This is a genomic window from Paenibacillus sp. T2-29 (assembly GCF_052921365.1).
Genome location: NZ_JBREVE010000013.1, coordinates 58,363 through 77,742, shown reverse-complemented (window position 1 = coordinate 77,742; position 19,380 = coordinate 58,363). Strand labels below are relative to the sequence as shown.

Here is a 19,380-nt window from a genome sequence, read left to right as displayed (position 1 = left end):
TACCAGCTACTTATTTGTAACCTTTTGAAGATAAATACGGCGCTGGAAGGTACGTTAAATGGGAAGCAGCGAGATCAACTCCTTGCTTCCCATATGCTTATTTTGCGGTTACATGTTCTTTCAACCACTGTCTATAAAACTGTAGTTGCTCTTTGGTGTGAAAATAATGCTTTCCACGTTCCATCACTTTTAGCTGGCAATGAAATCGGCTTGCAAACGTAGATATGACGTCATATTCACACAAGTCATCTTCAGAGCCATAAAGTATGGCAGTTGGCTTATTCCATGTATCAATTGGATGCGATTTAACATAGCAGTAATAATCCCAATAAAGTGTTTGCCCAATGGGTGTAGATATTTCTTTTTCAACTTTTAATCTATCCTCACTTACACTGAACCATGTCATCATATTTTTGATTATTCTCTCCATATCTAGCACTGGAGAAAGAAACAGACATTGTTTTAGTGGGAGATGATGATAAGCAAGTAAACTAAAATACGCACCCATGCTACAAGCGAAGATACTAATTTCATGCCATTGCTTTTGTGTGTAACGCATGATGATGTCAAGATCATGAACACAATTTTGAACTTTACAGACGTAGGTTTCTTCTTTGCGGTCACCATGTTCAGGCAAATCAAAACTAATGACTTGATACCCTTGTGCCGTTGCTTCTTCTGCAAATATAACGATCACATCATCTGCCTTGTTTGACATATTACCGTGGATAGCTATAAATACCTTATCTGATTCACCACCCCACAAAATTGCCGGGATGCCCTCGATTTTCAATTTTTGCTTTATCATTACTTTATCCTCGCTTAAAACAGCTTGTTGTTGTCTTCCTTATCAAAATATTCTTTGTGATTCTATCTTATGATACTACGATGGTAAGAAAAACTACGCCGCCATCATACTTATGGTATCGAAATTCGCTTGTTTTGCTGAGACGTGACTCCAGAGCAACTTATTATTGACGATACTGATCATAACTTCTGGTTCTATTACATCCTGGTAGGAAAGCATAACCAAAGTTGCAATATCTCCCATCTGATATGCAGCCGTTAATGCCCTTAGAAAAGTTTTCGATTTTTCACTTTCTGGTAAGGATAATTCGCCTTTTAAGAGTTCCTCCTGAACTGCTCCTAGCGATTTTCGTGCCCGATGAAGTGCAACTTTTACCGCTCCCTCCGTTGTTTCAAGCATGTCGGATGTCTCACGAATCGAATATCCAAACACATCTCGCAGCAAAAAAACAGTTCTCTGAAGCGCAGATAAATGATTCATTAAGGACTGCAACGCGATCTCGATTTCAAAAGATCCATGATCCGGTACAGTTACTTTCGCTTGTTCCCTATTCAATATTCGAGTGTAGACTGCTTTTCTCCGTATATCATCAATCCAGGTGTTTTTAGCAATCCGCATCAACAGTGCCTTGGGATTTGTATGCTCGAATTTATTTAACTTTCCTAATGCTTTTACCCAAGTGTCCTGCGCCAATTCTTCCGCATCCCAATTTGATTTCGTAAGCGACAGACAGTAACTTTTCAGGACCGCCTGTAATTCATCAAAGTTGTGGATGTTCACTGAATTGTCTGTCATCTGTACAGAATCTTCTATGTTCATAGGCCTTCTCCTCTACGGTCATATTCTGCCCTCTGCTAAAGCAAAGCCATTTGCTACCTTCATTGTAAACGAACAAGGGGTTATAGAAGTTACACCATATACGCAAATCATTTTTCCCATTAAAACTCCGTATCTTTTTACGGTCTCGGTTCGTTTACAAGAAGAAATCAACTGAACCAAGAAAATGGGGGTATGAAAAATGAGTGTTTATGTTCCTTATGTGGTGGAGCAAACTGCTCAAGGTGAAAGATCGTACGATATCTATTCCAGATTGTTAAAGGATCGTATTGTGTTTGTAGGGGCAGCCATCGACGATCAATTGGCTAACAGTATTATTGCTCAATTGTTGTTCCTGGCGGCAGAAGATCCGGAAAAAGATATTTACATGTATATCAACAGCCCAGGTGGCTCTACTTCCGCAGGATTTGCCATTTATGATACGATGCAGTACATCAAGCCCGAGGTGCATACGATATGTACGGGATTTGCTGCTTCGTTTGGCGCCATCCTCTTGCTGGCTGGTGCCAAAGGAAAACGTTCTGCACTGCCGAACAGTGAAATTATGATCCATCAGCCGCACGGCGGCGCACAAGGCCAGGCCAGCGATATTGCGATCAGCGCAAAACGAATTTTATGGACTCGTGAAAAGGCAACCCGTATCACAGCTGAACGGACCGGGCAATCTTTTGAAAAAGTCGAAAAAGATATGGACCGGGATTTTTACATGTCCGCACAGGAGGCACTCGAATATGGTGTTATTGATCAAGTGATAACTTCTTTGTAGAGTATGTTCAAGATTTCAATGATCCGGCAAGAAACTTCAAGAAAACAAACGAGGTGATATCATGTTAGCAAGCTTACAAGGTAAGGAAGTAACTATTCATTTTATAGATGGGACAAATGTATGCGACGGAATATTGGATCAGATTGACGACAAGTTCGTAAAATACCTTACGCAATATCAGACATTTGTTATTCCTATTACATCTATTCGCACCGTATCCATTGACATTAAGGAACGGCAACGCCACAGAGTTGGATTCGCCCCTTGAACCTATTTTCATGGGTGGTAATTTCGTTTTACGGAGGCCCGATATTATGGAAATTTCACAGGGAGTAGAAATGCTTCAGCTAGATTTTCGTGGGCATAGGATTCACCCCATTCTTTTATGGGATCAAGAATTGGCTGTTTTAATAGATACAGGATTCCCTGGACAAATGGAAGATTTACGCGTGGCTATGGAAAAGGTAGGCGTATCGTTCGACAAACTAAAAGCTGTGATTTTGACACATCAGGATGTGGATCATATAGGTTGTCTTCCTGAGATTTTGCAGGAGTGTGGCAACAATATTAAAGCATATGCACATGAGCTGGATAAGCCATATATTCAGGGGGAGATCCCTCTTTTCAAAGATAGTCACCTTGAGAATCCTCCAAAGGGCCAAGTGGATGCTACCTTAATAGACGGTCAGGAGCTGCCGTTTTGCGGAACAATTCGAGTCATCCATACTCCTGGACATACCCCTGGTCATATCAGCCTTTATTTAAAGCAAAGTAAGATTCTCATTGCCGGGGATTCGATGTACAGTGAAAACGGGATTCTCAGAGGAATTCATGCTCCGACCACACCGGATATGAATGCAGCTTGTCTCTCATTGAAAAAGTACTTAGATCTCGACATTGCATCGGTGGTTTGTTTTCACGGTGGATTAAGTAATGTAGATATACATGATCAGATATTAGGACTTACCCAAGAATTATAAAGTTAAAGTTTAGCAAGCTACCTTTTGGTGAAACGATGTTGCAAACAAGAAGGATTATTTTAAATAACACTTTGTTAATTCGTGATTGACTTTAACAGTATTTACTAAAGAAACGGAGGGTGAGCAACACTGCCAAGCAGGCCACAGGGAGTTAGCATTTAATGAAACGATGAAGTTCCTATAACAAAGATGGATAAACACTAAAAGTATTTCACATAAAAAAATTCAGAGTATTGTTAATGCTGATATTGCATAAATATTTAAATCAATTATGTATAATGTACGGTTTCCCCAAAAGGGGAAACCGCCTTTTTACGAAAGTATTGACCAAAACATGCATAGTGTTAATTTCTCTATTAATCTTCCAAACTATAAATACTTGCCGCCACTTGAAGTGTGTTTTGAAATTGAATCGATAATCAAATCCCAGTCGTCATAGTGAATCTCATGTCCGGCACCTTCCAATGCCAGTAAAAACGCACGCGGAATTTCGTTAGCAAGATGTATTCCATGTTCATAAGGGATAATCGGATCTTCAGTACTGTGTATAACCAGTGTAGGAACGTTTATTTCCCCTGTCCTGGCCAAATAGGATTCTCCACCTGACAGCATTGCGTGATTATTTATACTAGCCATATTGTCGCTTCTTTTCCATTCTTCTTTTGCCAGTTGATACACCTTATTCTCATCGAAGGAATGCTTTGAACCTACTAGAATTCTTGATCTACCTACCACAAAATCAACCACCGATTGTTCGTTCGTCCAATCTATTGCTTCCATATTCGAGAAGTAGTCCATAACCTTTTCCTCCATCGGTGGAAGATCGAGAGCAAAATTGGACGTGGCTAAAAGAGTCACCGTTAATACTCTGTCTGGATGTCGTAGAGCTATCATCTGAGTCAGCATTCCGCCCATAGACATCCCTACGATATGCGCTTGTTCAATCTTATAAGCATCCAAAACTCGAATCGCATCATCTGCCATGTCTTCAAAAGTATAGTCTGGTTGACCCGGTTCATAAGTTGTAGAACGTCCGACATCTCGGTTATCATAACGAACGACAAACCGACCTGTATCAGCTAAACGCCGGCAAAATTCTTCCTCCCACCAGATCAGTGAGGATTGAGCGCCCATAATCAATAATATTGCTGGGTGAACTCGCTCGCCGAAACTCTCACTACAGATTTCTATTCCATCGCTTTTTATAAGTAGTTCATTCATGTAGAATTCCTCCCTTCAATGATATATAACAAAAAAACACCGAATATTACCTTCATCACTTATCCTCATTAAGTACTTCCAGTGCCTCTGCCTTAGACAGACAGGAATTACCGATCTAATCGGTCGCTAGTTTAAGATATTTTGTTGCAAGAAATTTAGAAAATCTCTTTGCATAGAGCCAAGCGTAAGAATTTTTTTGATTATCCTGAACCTACTGTGCTGGCCTTTGATTTTAAATGACCATATTGCAGAAGACAGGTGTCCAGAATGATATTTTTGTTCTTGTAAATCAGCTATTTCATATTCAACTTTTTGTACTACTTTTGTGGAAAATAGATTGAGGAAAAGGATAATAATCCGATCATTATTTAAGAGTAATATGGCTCGACTTGTATAAGCCGAAAAGCTCTGTGGAGTTGAATAGCAGATGAGCATGTCAGATTCTCTATGAGGTTCTGCTAGCTTGTCGATCAATTTTTTTGTAATGAATAGCATGATCAAATACCTCTCTATTTGGATGTTTAAATGAATTGACAGTAAAGAATATCCGTCAAAAATATTATACTACACAAGTAAACTATTCCAAAAAAGGATAGTCATCTGTAGCCTGTTTGAATAATTAATCATGGATTATTGTGGTATTATTTCGGATTATTGTTAATACTACGAATCTGAGGAGGGGAACAATGAAGTTACATACCAAATTTTCAAGACCATTATACCGGAATATCGAGCTCATTTGTGACTTCATGGGAAACAGTTCGGATTTTGTTGTTCGTGAGATCACGACTGGTCATAAACACGCCGCTCTTTTTTATTTGGACGGCATGACTGACATGCAAAAGGTACAGGACAATGTGATCCGTCCGTTGCATGATCGTGTCTCCTCTGACGAGATCACTTTACCGTTATTGAAAAACGCAATTTTGGACATTGGTGAAGCAAGCTTTACTCAAAACTTTGAAGATGCCTTGGAACAGATCCTCTCAGGTGGTCTTCTCCTCCTCCTAGACGATATGGATGAAGGATTGGTCATTTCTTTGCCTGGATGGGAAGAACGCAGCATTTCGGACTCGAAGACGCAGCCAGTGGTCAGAGGTCCGCAAGAAGCGTTTACAGAAACTTTACGTACGAATACGACTATGGTTCGCCGAAGGGTGAAGGATACAAGAGTACGTCTAACTACCATGAAAGTTGGCGAAAAAACTAAGACCGATATATCCGTCATGTATTTACATGGGGTCGCTGACCCCAAAAAGGTGCAGGACATGACATCCAAGTTAAAGAACATGCATGTAGAAGGCGTGCTTGAAAGCGAATATTTGGAAGAATGTCTCCATGATAAACAACTCACGATATTTCCGCTCTTTTACAATTCAGATCGCCCAGACTCCATTGCAGCAGGAATTATGGAGGGGAAAATAGCGATATTTGTGGATGGATCTCCCTTCGCCATCCTTGCACCTGCGGTGTTTGCAGATTTCCTTCAATCCGCAGAAGATTATTATCAATCCTTTGTTTACAGTAGTATCATTCGAATATTAAGGTACATCTGCCTGGCAATCTGTATGTTGGCTCCGGCCATTTATGTCGCATTAACGACATTCCATCAGGATATGATTCCAACCGTTTTATTATTAAGCTTATCCGCGCAACGTGAAGGAGTACCGTTTCCCGCATTTGTTGAGGCGATGATCATGGAAGTGGTTTTTGAAATTCTGAGGGAGGCAGGCCTTCGTATGCCACGGACGGTTGGTCAAGCCGTTTCTATTGTCGGGTCCATCGTGATCGGCCAGGCAGCTGTAGAAGCAAACATCGTTTCGGCTGTTATGGTCATTGTTGTTGCAATAACGGCCATTTCCAGCTTTGTCATTCCCTCGTACACCTTTGCCATTCCAATCCGGATATTACGTTTCGCCTTCATAGGCATAGCCGCTATGTTTGGTGTGTACGGGTTGACTGTTGGTATTCTTATGCTCTTTGTACATCTGAATGGGCTTCATTCATTCGGTGTACCGTATTTGAGCCCCTTTGCCAATTACAAATCGTCGGAGCAGAGGGACGCAATATTGCGTTTTCCATATAGGACAAAAAAACATCGCAAAAACTAAAGGAGTAGACCATCATGAATTCGTATCGATCCACCATTTTATTACTGTTTATGTGCATCTGGCTAATGGTGTTTCTTACGGGTTGTTGGAATAGTAAGGAATTGAGCGCAATTTCCGTCGTGATGGCTCTGGGCATTGATGCTGTTGATGACCAATATGAAGTCAGTTTACAGGTGGTTGACCCATCGAAAATGTCTCAGAATTCCCCCACGGAACGGACGCCAACGATCGTTTTTTCCAAACGCGCCGATACCATATTTGAGGCTATTCGAAAATTAACAACCGAATCGTCCCGCAAAATGTATATGTCTCACTTAAAGTTTGTCATTTTTGATGAGAAAACCGCAAAAAAAGGAATCAAGGAGCCGCTGGACTTTCTATTCCGTGATCATGAAGTTCGGCCTGATTTCTATTTGGCCGTTGTCAGAGAAAACTCGGCAAAGGAGGCCGTTACTTTTGTAGCTCCAACCGAGGTTTTGCCTGCAATGGATATGTATAAAGCATTAAAGATTTCTGAAAAAGCATGGGCTCCAACTTCCGCGGTCAATGTAAAAGATCTTTTGCAGAAATTTACGGAGGATGGCATTGAACCAGTTCTCACCGGTATTCGACTGACAAACGTAGAAAAAGGTCTGACTATTGATAATGTGACAAAGTCGCCTCAACATGTTAAATATTTTTTCACTGGAATTGGTGTTTTCAAGGGCGATCGACTTATCGATTGGATGGATGATTCACAAAGTAAAGCATTTACCTATATATCCAACCGTGTTTCCAGTACCGTAGCTTCCATCGATTGTCCGAATTCCAAAGGAAAATTTGTTGTTGAAGTAATCCGTTCCAAAGTAAAAATACATCCAGAAATAATAGACCATGAGCCGCGTATTTCTCTTATTGTGGATACAGAATCCAATATCGGAACAATCTCGTGCAATGCCAACCCTAAGAATGAAGAGACATTTAGAGATCTTCAAGAATCAGCTAAAGAGCATCTGCAACAGTCTTTGAAGAAAGGCATTTCGCACGCACAACAAATCGGTTCCGATATATTCGGGTTTGGAGAAGCTTTTCACCGCAAATTCCCGCGTGAATGGCATAGATGGAAAGAGGATTGGCCACAAAAATTCCAAACACTTAAAGTGGATATTCAGCTCAATTATCGTTTAGTTCGGTTCGGAGACATCACTAGTCCAATTGATATGGGAATACACAATCAGGAGTGAATGCATATGCTTTATGTGATTCTCGTAACTTCCATTTTAACATCGTTGTATGAGTTTAAAAAATTTAAAGAGAAACAATATGTACGTGAAATTGTATTCAGCTCAATATTGTTGATTATAGGCGTTATATTGATTATCCTACGGATCGTCAGCATTAAACTGCCGACTCCACTAACAGGCATTCAAATCCTATTTCAACCGATAAGCCGTTTACTTACAGAAATGTTATCTTAAGGAGGTATTAAGGTGAATTCCAACTTGACCGTTCGGCAAGCTATTATGTGGTTTGCATTATATCAAATAGGAAGCGCATATCTGGTACTCCCAGCGGCAATTACCGCTGCCGCTAAACAAGATGCCTGGCTCTCCATCCCAATCTCCTTAGGGTTTTATCTGTTATTGATACCTTTATATACCTCCATCGCTAGGCAAATACAGGGGAAATCTTTCGTAGAGTATCTCCGTTGCCTCTTCGGTCCCTTGGGCGGAACGATCAGTATCGTTTTCATTTTTTTCTTTCCCTTTCTTGTGTTCATCATGACGCTTCGAAATCTAGGCGACTTTATCACGATAGCTATTATGCCTGAAACTCCCCCCGACGCCATATATTTCATCATGCTTATAGTCATTTATTTCGCCGTTCGATCAGGCCCCGCTGTAATTGGCCGTTGTGCGGAAATCCTGTTTTTTTTCCTTCTTGTTCTGTATCTTTTAGTCAGGATTACCCTTCTTCCTGAGAGCAAAATAGATAATGTGCTCCCTATTTTTGAGTATGGTTTGAACCCTATCGTTCTCGCTTCGTTCAATTTGTTTGCCTTTCCCTATCTTGAGGCATTTCTGTATCTTTTTTTTGCACAGTACATCCCTGATCCAAAAAAGTGGAGAAAGACAGTGATAACATCTGCTTTGATTAGCGGCGGCATGTATTTTCTCATGGTTCTACAAATAATCGCCGTGATGAGTGAAGGTGTTGTATCTAATTTGACATTTCCTACTTTTTTTATTAACCGAACAATCAGTAGCGGAGAGTTTCTTCAACGGTTTGAAATTTTCGTTGCAGTGTTCTGGTTTGTCACTATTTTTTTCCGACTCGCACTGCTTTTATATGTTTCAGCACAAGGGCTTGCAGATGCTTTTCGCCTTCGAAACGCTAACTCTCTCTTAGTTCCTTTGATCCTAATCGCAATAGCAATGGTTCATTCTATTTGGCCAAACATGCAATTTATAAACAAGTTTTTTTCAGTATGGCCTTTTTACGCCATGATTTTCGGTATTGTGTTTCCTATTGTGCTATGGCTGGTGGGTAAGTTAGGCGGCTCGTTGAAATTACGTAAAAAGTATCACTAAGTTGCGTTGGCCGTATGAACATATTGCCTTCAAATAAACTTTTGTTGTACTCATTATTGCAATTTAGCGAGAAGTAGCTCCAGTTCCTCCTTCTCAAGATGTCTCCATTGCCCACGCTCCAGATGATCCAATGTAATATTCATAATTCGAACACGCTCCAGCTTGAGCACCCTGTAGCCCAAAGCCTTGCACATTCTACGAATTTGCAGGTTTAGACCCTGTGTCAAAATAATACGGAACTCGTATTCGCTTATACGATCAACCTTGCACGGTTTGGTAATGACGTTCAATATTTCAACGCCACGAGACATGGTCTGTGTAAATTCATCTGTAACAGGTTTGTCTACAGTCACCACATATTCCTTCTCATGACCATGCTCGGAACGCATCATTTGATTGACAATGCTTCCATCGTTCGTTAATAAAATGAGCCCTTCTGACGCCTTATCCAGCCTGCCAATGGCAAAAATACGTGAAGGATAATTGACATAACGAATAATATTGCCCTCCACTTGCTCCGCTGCCGTACATACAATGCCGATAGGCTTATTTAATGCCAAATATACGGGTTCACTATGATTAATCGGAATAGGCTTCCCATCGATCAACACGATATCCAGTGGTTCTACTTCCGCTCCCGCTTCACATACGCTGCCATTAATTGTAATTCGCCCTGCTGCAATCAGCCTGTTCGTTTCCCGACGTGAGCAGAATCCTGTCTCACTAATGTACTTGTTAATTCGCATGATTCACCTATTTTACGTTATAGTATGAGAAATATGGATCAATACAGGCGGTAGTCTTTAATCCACTAAAAAAACATCTGATTATGCGTACGTAATCAGATGTTAGCCTTTTAAAAACAACCCTATACATGCTCGGCCTACTTACTTCTGCCGCCTCTGTTATCAATTGGCTTGGCAGCGCCGCCTTTTGCAGCTCCTGCCGCTGTATTTCCTGGTGCACCGGTAGCAGCGCTTTTTCTCCTTACAGGCTTCGCCGTTTTGTTCCAGCGTGTCCAGCCTTTACTTCCCGTACCTCTGCCGGTTCCGCCACCCTTACTTTTTCCACCCATATAATCACTCCATGACTAGTCGTTCAGATTTAACTAAGCTATCATACCATTACTTTGATCATAATGCCCATTTGTTTTAAAAATTGAACATGTTAAGCCGTAAATACTTTTGTAAAATGGATCTTATTGTATTTTTGTTTGTTTGCAGGTAAATAATGAAATGAAGATCGTATAGTATGGAAAAATAATGATCCTTAAAGGAGTGAAACACATGTCAGTTGATGTTTATCTTAACTTTAATGGAAACTGTCGCGAGGCAGCAGAATTTTACGCAGAGGCATTTGGGACTGAGAAACCAAAGATCATGACGTTCGGTGAAGCACCGCCCAACCCCGATTATCCTCTACCAGAAGAAGCCAAAAATTTGGTCATGCATACGCGGCTTCAAATTGATGGTAGTAATGTGATGTTTTCAGACGTTTTTCCTGGTATGCCTTTTGTTGCGGGAAACAACATCAGCCTCGCCATCGTCAATAAGGACGAAGAGAAAATTCGATCGTACTTTCATAAGTTAAAAGAAGGCGGGACCGTAAACATGGAACTTCAAGAAACATTCTGGAGCAAATGTTACGGCAGCCTCAAGGATAGGTTCGGAATTGAATGGCAATTAAGTTATGACAACGGAATGACCGACAGTTAGCCTTTTATATTGTCTTACGGACAGTTAAGCCCTCACAAGCTATCTGATTGAATGCTTTATGAGGGCTTAATATCAGTCGCAGCCTTGGAATTCTTCTAAAACCTTGAATTTGTCTCCATGGATCTTATCCAGGTGATCCTCTCCCCAATAGCATAAATGATCTAGCGCGGGTTTTAATCCCCAGCCGTAGTGCGTTAACTCATACTCCACTTTAGGTGGGATTTCATTAAAAACCTTTCGTGTAACAATCCCATCCTTTTCCAGACTTCTGAGCTGAGTGGTCAGCATTTTTTGAGTAATACCGGGCATTAACCTACGAAACTCAGACGATCGTTTCCGTCCTGTCATCAGATGGTAGATAATTAAAGGCTTCCATTTTCCTCCCATTACCTCTAAAGCTGCTTCCACTCCAACTTGATACTTCTTTTGAACCCTATTTTTGGTCGGTTCATTCATTCCTTAATCCTCCTTTAGAAGGCTACGTTTGCTCAGAACAACCCATCACTTCAATTCGTGACCCAGGTCAGTTTAGGTAATCTACCTAGGGCACTTCCATGTTCCTATGGCACCTGTATCATCCTATAGAACGTAAAAGTGCGTACTTCCAGATTATTTTCCTACTGTTTATAATAGCAGCAAGCATTGAGCATGCCTAGAAGTTAGCCTATTAAGAAAGGTAGTGAAAACATGAAAGTACTCGTCGTTGTTTCACATCCAAGAAAAGATTCCTTGACCTTTAAGGTTGCCGGTCGTTTCGTACAAGGTCTTGCCGATGTGGGCCACGATTATGAGATATTGGATTTGCATGGGATCGGTTTTGATCCTGTTTTAAAAGGAGTAGATGAACCAGACTGGTCCGTTGAGGAACAGTCCTTTTCCCCTGAAGTAGAAATGGAAATAAAGCGGATGAAGGAGCATGACGCGTTGGCATTTATTTTTCCACTTTGGTGGTGGCATTTGCCAGCTATGCTGAAGGGTTATATTGATCGTGTATGGAACAATGGGTTTGCGTACGGTTCGAATAACCTTCATCATCAGCATATCTTATGGATTGGCTTGGCCGGCGTTTCGAAAGAACAGCTGAAAAAGCGCAACTATGATGAAATGATTACTCATTTGCTGAATGTGGGTATTGCAGATTATTGCGGTGTTTCCAATTCCAAGGTTGAATTCTTAGATGAGACACTGGGTTCAAATTCCGATCATTATGAAATACTGCTGGACCAAGCTTATCGCTTGGGTTTAAATTATGCCAAAGATTAGGTTTAATTACAAGACGCTAACCCAGCCATATTTTCCATGGACATGGGTTAGGGTCTTTCATTGATCTACATTTAATTGGCCTTTGACAACAAATAGAGGAAATAAGGGGTAACCAGGATAGTAATTATGATTCCGGTTGGAATATCAGCACCAAAACTGATTGTCCGTGTAAGTGTGTCAGCAATTAATATGACCAGTGCACCAACCAATGCAGTGGTAGGTAATAGTAGCTTATGATTGGGACCTACCAGCCTGCGAGCCAGATGGGGACTAACCATCCCCACAAAAAAGAAATTCCCACCAAGTGCCACGCTACCAGAAGCCAGAGCCACTGCTGCGATCGTCAAGCCGATAAATTCCCTTTTAATGGCTACGCCGAGCCCCGATGCTGTCTGATTTCCCAAATTCAGCGTATTGAGTGTGTTAGACCTGTAAAAAACGTAAAGGCAGATAATCAGCACCCAGGGGAGCAACACCATTATATAGCTCCAGTCGTCCCCCCACAGGTCTCCAGCCTGCCAACGCAGAGCAAAATCATACTGTTGCTTGTCTAATCGGAGCGTCAGTATCAGCGACAATGCGCTGTATCCACTCCCCATAGCAACACCCGTTAAAATTAGGCCTGTAGGCGAAATGTCTCTTCCCCGCCTGAAAGCAAACATAAAAATCAAGAAAGCTGCCGTTAGTCCGCCTGCAAAAGCCAGCCCTGGAAGAATAATAGGCGATAGTAATCCCTCACTAGCGAACAGCGTAATATACAAAAGCACAAATAACCCTGAGCCTGAACTGATGCCTAGTGTCCCCGGACTGGCCATGTCGTTTTTGAGCAGGCTTTGCATAATACAACCCGATATCCCCATGCCAATACCCACTAATACGGAAAGCACAATACGTGGCAGTCGAAATTCAAATACGATCAGGTTCTGCTTATTCGTTCCTTCGCCGATGATGACCTTGAAAACTTCGAGTGGGGACAGATTCATTTTCCCGACATTCATGCTAAGTACAGCAACCAGTAGTGTCAACATGGTTAACAGTAAAATAATGCTTATACCCCTGCTATTGCGGGACAGTTTCAACTAAACTCCCTCCTTTGCTTGCGCACAAGGTAGAGAAAATAGGGTACTCCGACCAAAGCAAAAATAATGCCCAGCGGCGTTTCGTGAGGGCGATTAATCATTCGACCCAGCAAATCTGCTGCCAGTAGAAAGACTGCGCCATACAGCGCTGAGGCGGGAATAATATATCGATAATCTGTACCGACCAGATATCGCATAATATGTGGCACGATCAAACCTACAAAGCCAACAGGACCGACAACAATAACCGATAGCCCCGTTAGAATTAATACGATTAGGGTTGAAAATAGCTTAATTCTATTCGCACGAATTCCCAAGCCTGACGCCACCTCCTCTCCAAAGCTCAAGATCGTAATGGAGGGAGAAAGGGCGATAGCACAGACCAAGCCCACTACAAATAGTGGTGAAATGAAAGCCAGTTCACTCCACTTGGCACTAGCAGTACCACCAGCAGACCAATAATCAAGCGCTTGACCAATCTCATACTTAATAGCAAGAAAAGTGCTAAACGCACCAAAGAGCATGGAAATGGACATTCCTGCTAGCACTAAGCGCTGAGGCGTCATTCCCCGCTTGCCTATAGATGCGATGTAGTACGTAATTCCTGTCGTGATGGCTGCACCTAAACCAGAATACAGCATGGTCTCTCCGTAGGTGCGACCTGGTAAAAAGGCCATACATAGCGCAATAGCAAATGTCGAGCCTGAGCTTATACCGATGAGTCCCGAGTCGGCCAATGGATTGCGAGTGGTTCCCTGCATAATAGCCCCGCACACAGCCAAGCTGCACCCTACAATAATGTCTGCCACAGTGCGTGGAAAACGCAAAGTATGAATGATTTGGTGTTCCGTAATATTGGGATCAAATTGAAATACAGCCCCCCACGCCAGCTTCAAGCTCATCTCCGCAGCACCAAAGGTGATGGATGCTGCGGAAACTACCAAGAGCAGGAACAAGCCCGCGATCATGTAGCTTACAAAATGAAATATTCCTTTTTTATTTCGCTCTTTGTGAGTAGACATCGATTACACCCTTAGTTGGTCAATTATGCATCGTTACTTCGTCTGTTCCAGTAATTTTCCAATAATATAATCTAGCTGTCCTGTCATACTAGCAACGTCTGAATAATAGAAAAGTCCTGCATATTTCGCTGGAATTTCGATAATGTGCCCATTTTTGACGGCTGGAATACTGCTCCAGATTTTGGTCTTCGCATATTCGGATTCTTTGCCTTCCTGCTTAAACCACAGGACATAATCCCCAAAGTATTCAGCAGCTACCTCATAGGATAAAGAACCTCGTCTCTCTCCGGAATTTTTAATCAATGTATTGAGCTTTTCCGGTTTGTGAAGTCCTAGAAAATCGTAAAGCAACGTTCCTCCCCGTGAGCCTGTTTCATAATATATTCCGTAGGATCCACTGCCCCAGTCCTCGAAAATGCTAAATGTTTTGTCCTTGAATATATCGGAATTAAGTTTTTCTTTGGCCTCACTCAGCTTGCTTTCAAACTGTGAAATCACTTTATCCGCTTCTGCTTCATGTCCTGTGGCCTGACCAAGGAATTTCAACCGTTCCACAGATGTCATTTTACCCTCAGGTATTACAAGAACAGGCGCAATTTTGGACAACTTATCATAATCCTTTGTGTCATATGTAATGATGAGATCAGGATCGTATTTCATAATTTCCTCGGTCTCCCACTTTTCAATAACAGGAATCCCATTAAACTTATCGTAAAAAGGCATAGTTTCTTGTTTCCAACCAAATACCGCTGCCGGCTTGATTCCCAGCGTGAATACATCGCCAATATACCAGTTGACCACTACTCGTTGGGGATTAGCGGGCACCTTTACATCTCCTTTTATCGTAGAGACTGTACGTGTAGCAGACTCACCGCCTGCCTCTTCTTTCGTGGAAGAGGCAGGTTGAGCAGATGAATCTGAGGAACTGCCAGCATTTCCACATCCTGAAATAACGAAGATCATTACGAATAATGCACATAAAATCATGTAAGATTTCTTGCTCATCATATGATGCATGTTATAAATTCTCCTTTGAAATATAGTAATTGCAGAGCATACTTAAAATTAGTGATATTGATAATCATTATCACTAATATAAAATTGTAAATTTCTGCTTCATGATTGTCAACTGTTTCTTTAAGTTTTATTTACTTTAATGGGTTTTCCAACGTTGCCCTTCTATTCGCTTCATGCCATTCCTGATAGATTCCTCCAATTTCATAAAATGCGTTATTCATTGCTGTTGTCAGCTCCTTCATGATCTCCTTGGTATATTTTAGATGAGTATTTTGGTTATCTACTTTATATTTGCGAAGCAGATTTAGATGAGCAATGATATGAATTGTATCTTCGATGATCCAATACATCACATCCTCTACATCTTGAGTAAGCTTATTCAGCATCTGTAGGCCTCTTTCATACATCTGTAGCGTATACCCCTGTTTGCCAACTTTCACATACGGACTCAGATCATCATAAAAATCCGTACGAAAAGGTCGTCTTACATATTGCTCATATTGTTCTTCGTACATCGAAGTTTGTTCGAGCAGCTTAATGGTCATATCTATGATTTCTTGTTCTCTGTATATTTTTTTCATCAGATTTCCCCATCCTTTTCTCTAATAAAATTCAGGTCATAATCATATTAGGTCATAAGTGATGCAATAAAATACTAAACTATTTTTTTACCAACCATTAACAATTCTTTTGGCTGCAATCGATAAATAGAATAGAGGAGATTCTCCTCAATATTTCAAACTGGCCGTTTGGGAATTCACCTATAAGATTAAGAAACAATCATAAAACACTATAAATAGACCGTCACTCTCAGGAGCGGCGGTCTTCACATTTTACTACTCAGGTGAACGAGGTAGATACCATTTTGGTATAACCGTTTGAAAGTAATCATACCCCTCCAAAACCTCTTCAGCTCGTTGCACCATATCGTCTACCTCTTCTTTTCCAAATGGAATGGCCCAGTGAATCGATGAAATCTGATTGCTTGCAATATACAGTGCCATTAACCTAAAAAATAAATCCGGCACATCGTTATTGAAATAACCGTGAATACGACCAGAAGCAAATAATGGGCTTAATCCCGCACACCAGGTGATACGATTGAATTCCTCCCAGGGATCGCCATAATCCAGTCTATTAAAATCAATGATACCCAGTTCACCAGATGAGGTAATCACCATATTGCCCACATGATAATCCCCGTGCTGAAATGTCTGGGGGCGATTTTCTAATAGATGACGGTTTTGCTCAATAAAACTTATCGTTTGATCTGCTCCTTTTAAAGCAATACCGCATGACTTATAGTTTCTGATATATCTGTTGATTTTGGCATTATAATGTTCAGCCCATGGGACGCGATCTTGCTCCGCGTAAATCTTATGCCACTTAGCTAATACCTTTCCAGCTTGAACTCCAAGCTGATACTGCTGTTCTGCATTTAATGAGGGGATAATTCCTTCAGCATCCTCCCCGTTGACCCAGGTAAATAAAGAGTATACCGACTGTCCGTTGTTGCACAATCCAAAACCAAGCGGACGGGACATTAGAACATTATCTATATGATCCAGCTTTTTTACGGATTCAAATTCTCGCTGTTTCTTGTCATATTGGGTGATATTCGAAATTCTCAGCAGCAAATCTCTACCGTCAGTGGTTTGAATAAAATATTTGCTGTCACTGGACCATCCTTTATGAATTTCTTGCACGTTCCTCCATGCGCTGGCACCTGGAATTTCACTCAAAAATTGACTCACGCTCGCATCCCCCCACGCTAATAGCCTTGTTATACCTTCCATAGTTTACCTTTAAAATGACAAAGGAATCAATCTTCTTGCCAGCATAAATGCAAATAAAAAAGGCTGAAAAGACAAACTGTCTCTTCAACCTGAATATAAAGTGAGTTGTTGGTCATAAATACCTATCACCTATACCCTCAATTTAGTAAGAATAGGAGAACTCATTTTTAAATTCGTCTACCCGTTGAATGGTTTTCAAAATATTCCGACCTTCACGGGTGCCATCAATAATACGACGCGCTTGTTTGCTGTCTCCGATATTTACAACTTCTACCTGATGCTCTTTTCCATATTGAAGCAAGCTATCCATCAGTGGAGTGTATGAACGCATACCCAAACATACGAACCCTAGATCAAAAGGAATCTCAAACTCCTGTTCTCCATGCTTTACTTTGAAGCGGTCGCTGCACACTTCTGTCAAAGCCGTCTCTGTATGGACATTTACTCCCCTTTCCTCCACCATTTTCATCATTGAAATGCGGGTAATCATATCCAGATCCTTGCCCAATAAAGGCATCATCTCAATGATAAAAACTTTTTGAGCCCCGCGTTCCGCATAATATTCTACAACATCCAGTCCCACGGCTCCACCACCCACTACAGCAATACGTTTGCCTTCAAACTCTTGAAAGTTCTCCATGTTGTTCAACAGGTCAAAGATGGAAAATACTTTTGTATCCGGTTTGCCTAGTTGATCGTGCAAACCTGCAATGGGTGGAAGCAGTGGCTTGGCCCCAGTTGCATTGACAATAATATCAGGATTCAGAGCACTAATCATCGACATATCTGCTCTTGTACCCGTGACAATGTTCAGATTGGTTAACTGCTTGGTGCGCTGAATCAGATAATCTGGGAAATCATTGATGCGCGTTTTGTCTGGTAAGCGAGCAATATCACGCGCGAGGCCACCCAGTTCTGGCTTTTCTTCGAAGAGAGTTACTTTGCAGCCTACCTCAGCCGCTGTACAGGCCGCTTCCATCCCCGCCGTGCCCCCACCGATCACAACGACTTGAACACTGTTTCTAACTCGTTGTTTCCTGTATTCAGCTTCCTTGAACAGATCCGGATTAACCGTACAGCAAATTGGTTTACTTTTGGAGATACGGTGATCGGCACAACCAATGTTGCAGGAGATGCATTTTCTAAGCAAATGCTCGTAGCCGTTTTGCACTTTAAGCACCCAGTTCGGTTCTGCGATCAAGCCTCTGCCCATTGCCAGAAGATCAGCGTCACCTCTTGCCAAAATATCCTGAGCAGCTTGTGGGCTCCGTATATTACCCGAGGTCATCGTGACCTTTCCGAATTTTTCTTTTACCGCTTTGGCCATATATGAGCGCCAACCATCAGGCAGGTTCATCCCGTCAATCTGGAACTGGATGGAATCATTTAGAGCTGCGGAAACGTTCAAAATATCTATCTCATCATTGAGATACTCCAGTAACTCCAGTGTATCTTCCAAGGTGTTCCCACCTTCTGTGAACTCCTCCGCACTAAAACGTAAGCAAATGGGGAAAAATGGGCCCACCACTGAACGAATTTCATCAATGACTAATCTGGCAAAACGAGTACGGTTTTCTGCGCTGCCTCCAAATTTATCCGTACGTTTATTATACACTGGCGAAAGAAACTGGCTCAGCAAGTAGGAATGTCCTGCGTGAATTTCAACACAGTCAAACCCAGCTCGTTGCGCTCTTCCCGCTGCTTCGCCGTATTTACGCACAATGGCATAAATTTCTTCTTTTTGCAGAGGTCTTGGGATCGCTCCACCCTTTTTAGAAGGAATATTCGAAGCGGATACGGGCTGAACTCCGTTCAGTCGTCCCGCATAAGCCGAAGCACCGGCATGGTTAATTTGTACAGAAACACATGCCCCATAAGAGTGCAGGGCTTCTGTTAATCTAAACAGTCCAGGAATAAACTGATCATTATCCATCCGTAGCTGAGTTGTCCCGTTCGTACCCATGGGGAAATCCAGACAAACATTTTCTACTGTGATCAGGCCAGTACCCCCTTTAGCCCGTTGCACGTAATAGTCAATATGATCCTGAACAAAGCTTCCATCCATGGCAGCAAAGTTGGTTCCCATTGGGGGCATTACAATCCGATTCTTCAAGGTCATGCGCCGTATGGTCAGAGGTTCAAATATCGCAGGATAGTGGTTCATAGTTCTTCCTCCTTGCAGGTTTGCAAATTTC

21 protein-coding genes are annotated in these 19,380 nt (G+C 41.7%); 9 read left to right on the top strand and 12 right to left on the bottom strand.

Translation table 11 applies throughout. The annotated features are described in order from the left end of the window. Positions 1-97: 97 nt before the first annotated feature. Positions 98-808, bottom strand: a complete 711-nt coding sequence (locus tag ACU1JV_RS25200; RefSeq protein ID WP_129549238.1) for an alpha/beta hydrolase — start codon at positions 806-808, stop codon at positions 98-100. A 93-nt stretch (positions 809-901) separates the two neighbouring features. Then, positions 902-1,627: an RNA polymerase sigma factor gene (locus tag ACU1JV_RS25195; RefSeq protein ID WP_413986109.1), complete on the bottom strand. Its 726-nt coding sequence runs from the start codon at positions 1,625-1,627 to the stop codon at positions 902-904. A gap of 199 nt (positions 1,628-1,826) precedes the next feature. Here ACU1JV_RS25195 and clpP point away from each other — a divergent pair, with 199 nt between their 5' ends. The 3 genes from clpP to ACU1JV_RS25180 all read left to right on the top strand — a co-directional run bounded on the left by clpP (position 1,827) and on the right by ACU1JV_RS25180 (position 3,391). Further along, a complete protein-coding gene (gene clpP, locus ACU1JV_RS25190; RefSeq protein WP_064963679.1) occupies positions 1,827-2,411 on the top strand; it encodes an ATP-dependent Clp endopeptidase proteolytic subunit ClpP in 585 nt (194 codons plus the stop codon). Positions 2,412-2,472: 61 nt separating this feature from the next. Continuing rightward, positions 2,473-2,679 carry a hypothetical protein gene (locus ACU1JV_RS25185; protein ID WP_043885946.1) on the top strand — a complete coding sequence of 69 codons (207 nt, stop codon included), beginning with the start codon at positions 2,473-2,475 and terminating at the stop codon, positions 2,677-2,679. Between the two features lie 46 nt (positions 2,680-2,725). Continuing rightward, positions 2,726-3,391, top strand: a complete 666-nt coding sequence (locus ACU1JV_RS25180) for an MBL fold metallo-hydrolase (RefSeq protein WP_413986108.1) — start codon at positions 2,726-2,728, stop codon at positions 3,389-3,391. Positions 3,392-3,760: 369 nt separating this feature from the next. Here the strand turns inward: ACU1JV_RS25180 and ACU1JV_RS25175 are convergent, their stop codons facing one another. Further along, positions 3,761-4,612, bottom strand: coding sequence for an alpha/beta fold hydrolase (locus ACU1JV_RS25175; protein ID WP_413986107.1), 852 nt, complete (start codon positions 4,610-4,612; stop codon positions 3,761-3,763). 686 nt (positions 4,613-5,298) lie between these two features. On the opposite strand from ACU1JV_RS25175, the gene ACU1JV_RS25170 reads away from it, so the two are divergent. From ACU1JV_RS25170 to ACU1JV_RS25155, 4 genes are read left to right on the top strand one after another with little or no spacing between them, the layout of a single operon-like run. Next, complete coding sequence (locus ACU1JV_RS25170; protein ID WP_413986106.1) at positions 5,299-6,723, top strand: spore germination protein; 1,425 nt, start codon at positions 5,299-5,301, stop codon at positions 6,721-6,723. A gap of 14 nt (positions 6,724-6,737) precedes the next feature. After that, the gene (locus tag ACU1JV_RS25165) at positions 6,738-7,946 is read left to right on the top strand and encodes a Ger(x)C family spore germination protein (RefSeq protein WP_013371061.1); all 1,209 of its coding nucleotides are present in this window, start codon (positions 6,738-6,740) and stop codon (positions 7,944-7,946) included. Between the two features lie 6 nt (positions 7,947-7,952). Next, on the top strand, positions 7,953-8,180 hold the full coding sequence (locus tag ACU1JV_RS25160) for a hypothetical protein (RefSeq protein ID WP_013371060.1): 228 nt from the start codon (positions 7,953-7,955) through the stop codon (positions 8,178-8,180). Positions 8,181-8,192: 12 nt separating this feature from the next. Beyond that, positions 8,193-9,293, top strand: coding sequence for a GerAB/ArcD/ProY family transporter (locus ACU1JV_RS25155; RefSeq protein ID WP_058711096.1), 1,101 nt, complete (start codon positions 8,193-8,195; stop codon positions 9,291-9,293). Positions 9,294-9,346: 53 nt separating this feature from the next. Here the strand turns inward: ACU1JV_RS25155 and ACU1JV_RS25150 are convergent, their stop codons facing one another. Together ACU1JV_RS25150 and ACU1JV_RS25145 are read right to left on the bottom strand one after the other, a co-directional pair. Beyond that, complete coding sequence (locus ACU1JV_RS25150) at positions 9,347-10,039, bottom strand: pseudouridine synthase (RefSeq protein ID WP_013371058.1); 693 nt, start codon at positions 10,037-10,039, stop codon at positions 9,347-9,349. Positions 10,040-10,176: 137 nt separating this feature from the next. After that, positions 10,177-10,368: a DUF3934 family protein gene (locus tag ACU1JV_RS25145; RefSeq protein ID WP_137078458.1), complete on the bottom strand. Its 192-nt coding sequence runs from the start codon at positions 10,366-10,368 to the stop codon at positions 10,177-10,179. A gap of 211 nt (positions 10,369-10,579) precedes the next feature. Here ACU1JV_RS25145 and ACU1JV_RS25140 point away from each other — a divergent pair, with 211 nt between their 5' ends. Further along, the gene (locus tag ACU1JV_RS25140; protein ID WP_013371055.1) at positions 10,580-11,008 is read left to right on the top strand and encodes a VOC family protein; all 429 of its coding nucleotides are present in this window, start codon (positions 10,580-10,582) and stop codon (positions 11,006-11,008) included. A gap of 72 nt (positions 11,009-11,080) precedes the next feature. Here ACU1JV_RS25140 and ACU1JV_RS25135 read toward each other — a convergent pair whose 3' ends face one another. Beyond that, positions 11,081-11,464: a winged helix-turn-helix transcriptional regulator gene (locus tag ACU1JV_RS25135; RefSeq protein ID WP_013371054.1), complete on the bottom strand. Its 384-nt coding sequence runs from the start codon at positions 11,462-11,464 to the stop codon at positions 11,081-11,083. Positions 11,465-11,695: 231 nt separating this feature from the next. On the opposite strand from ACU1JV_RS25135, the gene ACU1JV_RS25130 reads away from it, so the two are divergent. Beyond that, complete coding sequence (locus ACU1JV_RS25130; protein WP_413986105.1) at positions 11,696-12,271, top strand: NAD(P)H oxidoreductase; 576 nt, start codon at positions 11,696-11,698, stop codon at positions 12,269-12,271. Positions 12,272-12,342: 71 nt separating this feature from the next. Here the strand turns inward: ACU1JV_RS25130 and ACU1JV_RS25125 are convergent, their stop codons facing one another. The 6 genes from ACU1JV_RS25125 to ACU1JV_RS25100 form a co-directional block, all read right to left on the bottom strand. Further along, positions 12,343-13,350, bottom strand: coding sequence for a FecCD family ABC transporter permease (locus tag ACU1JV_RS25125; protein ID WP_129549231.1), 1,008 nt, complete (start codon positions 13,348-13,350; stop codon positions 12,343-12,345). Beyond that, positions 13,347-14,372, bottom strand: coding sequence for a FecCD family ABC transporter permease (locus ACU1JV_RS25120; protein ID WP_413986104.1), 1,026 nt, complete (start codon positions 14,370-14,372; stop codon positions 13,347-13,349). The genes ACU1JV_RS25125 and ACU1JV_RS25120 overlap by 4 nt, the downstream gene beginning before the upstream one ends. Positions 14,373-14,405: 33 nt before the next feature. Beyond that, positions 14,406-15,389 carry an ABC transporter substrate-binding protein gene (locus ACU1JV_RS25115; protein ID WP_013371051.1) on the bottom strand — a complete coding sequence of 328 codons (984 nt, stop codon included), beginning with the start codon at positions 15,387-15,389 and terminating at the stop codon, positions 14,406-14,408. A gap of 131 nt (positions 15,390-15,520) precedes the next feature. After that, positions 15,521-15,970: an immunity 63 family protein gene (locus tag ACU1JV_RS25110; RefSeq protein WP_413986103.1), complete on the bottom strand. Its 450-nt coding sequence runs from the start codon at positions 15,968-15,970 to the stop codon at positions 15,521-15,523. A 255-nt stretch (positions 15,971-16,225) separates the two neighbouring features. Then, on the bottom strand, positions 16,226-17,143 hold the full coding sequence (locus ACU1JV_RS25105) for an aminoglycoside phosphotransferase family protein (protein ID WP_413986102.1): 918 nt from the start codon (positions 17,141-17,143) through the stop codon (positions 16,226-16,228). Between the two features lie 184 nt (positions 17,144-17,327). Next, positions 17,328-19,349 carry an oxidoreductase gene (locus tag ACU1JV_RS25100; RefSeq protein ID WP_413986101.1) on the bottom strand — a complete coding sequence of 674 codons (2,022 nt, stop codon included), beginning with the start codon at positions 19,347-19,349 and terminating at the stop codon, positions 17,328-17,330. Between the last annotated feature and the right edge of the window lie 31 nt (positions 19,350-19,380).

Excerpts from the sequence above, each read along its gene's own strand:
- ACU1JV_RS25200 (WP_129549238.1), bottom strand. The coding sequence starts at position 808 with ATGATAAAGCAAAAATTGAAAATCGAGGGCATCCCGGCAATTTTGTGG.
- ACU1JV_RS25120 (WP_413986104.1), bottom strand. The coding sequence starts at position 14,372 with ATGTCTACTCACAAAGAGCGAAATAAAAAAGGAATATTTCATTTTGTA.
- clpP (WP_064963679.1), top strand. The coding sequence starts at position 1,827 with ATGAGTGTTTATGTTCCTTATGTGGTGGAGCAAACTGCTCAAGGTGAA.
- ACU1JV_RS25160 (WP_013371060.1), top strand. The coding sequence starts at position 7,953 with ATGCTTTATGTGATTCTCGTAACTTCCATTTTAACATCGTTGTATGAG.
- ACU1JV_RS25110 (WP_413986103.1), bottom strand. The coding sequence starts at position 15,970 with ATGAAAAAAATATACAGAGAACAAGAAATCATAGATATGACCATTAAG.
- ACU1JV_RS25175 (WP_413986107.1), bottom strand. The coding sequence starts at position 4,612 with ATGAATGAACTACTTATAAAAAGCGATGGAATAGAAATCTGTAGTGAG.
- ACU1JV_RS25180 (WP_413986108.1), top strand. The coding sequence starts at position 2,726 with ATGGAAATTTCACAGGGAGTAGAAATGCTTCAGCTAGATTTTCGTGGG.
- ACU1JV_RS25115 (WP_013371051.1), bottom strand. The coding sequence starts at position 15,389 with ATGCATCATATGATGAGCAAGAAATCTTACATGATTTTATGTGCATTA.
- ACU1JV_RS25165 (WP_013371061.1), top strand. The coding sequence starts at position 6,738 with ATGAATTCGTATCGATCCACCATTTTATTACTGTTTATGTGCATCTGG.
- ACU1JV_RS25140 (WP_013371055.1), top strand. The coding sequence starts at position 10,580 with ATGTCAGTTGATGTTTATCTTAACTTTAATGGAAACTGTCGCGAGGCA.
- ACU1JV_RS25130 (WP_413986105.1), top strand. The coding sequence starts at position 11,696 with ATGAAAGTACTCGTCGTTGTTTCACATCCAAGAAAAGATTCCTTGACC.
- ACU1JV_RS25135 (WP_013371054.1), bottom strand. The coding sequence starts at position 11,464 with ATGAATGAACCGACCAAAAATAGGGTTCAAAAGAAGTATCAAGTTGGA.
- ACU1JV_RS25145 (WP_137078458.1), bottom strand. The coding sequence starts at position 10,368 with ATGGGTGGAAAAAGTAAGGGTGGCGGAACCGGCAGAGGTACGGGAAGT.
- ACU1JV_RS25195 (WP_413986109.1), bottom strand. The coding sequence starts at position 1,627 with ATGAACATAGAAGATTCTGTACAGATGACAGACAATTCAGTGAACATC.
- ACU1JV_RS25150 (WP_013371058.1), bottom strand. The coding sequence starts at position 10,039 with ATGCGAATTAACAAGTACATTAGTGAGACAGGATTCTGCTCACGTCGG.
- ACU1JV_RS25170 (WP_413986106.1), top strand. The coding sequence starts at position 5,299 with ATGAAGTTACATACCAAATTTTCAAGACCATTATACCGGAATATCGAG.
- ACU1JV_RS25100 (WP_413986101.1), bottom strand. The coding sequence starts at position 19,349 with ATGAACCACTATCCTGCGATATTTGAACCTCTGACCATACGGCGCATG.
- ACU1JV_RS25185 (WP_043885946.1), top strand. The coding sequence starts at position 2,473 with ATGTTAGCAAGCTTACAAGGTAAGGAAGTAACTATTCATTTTATAGAT.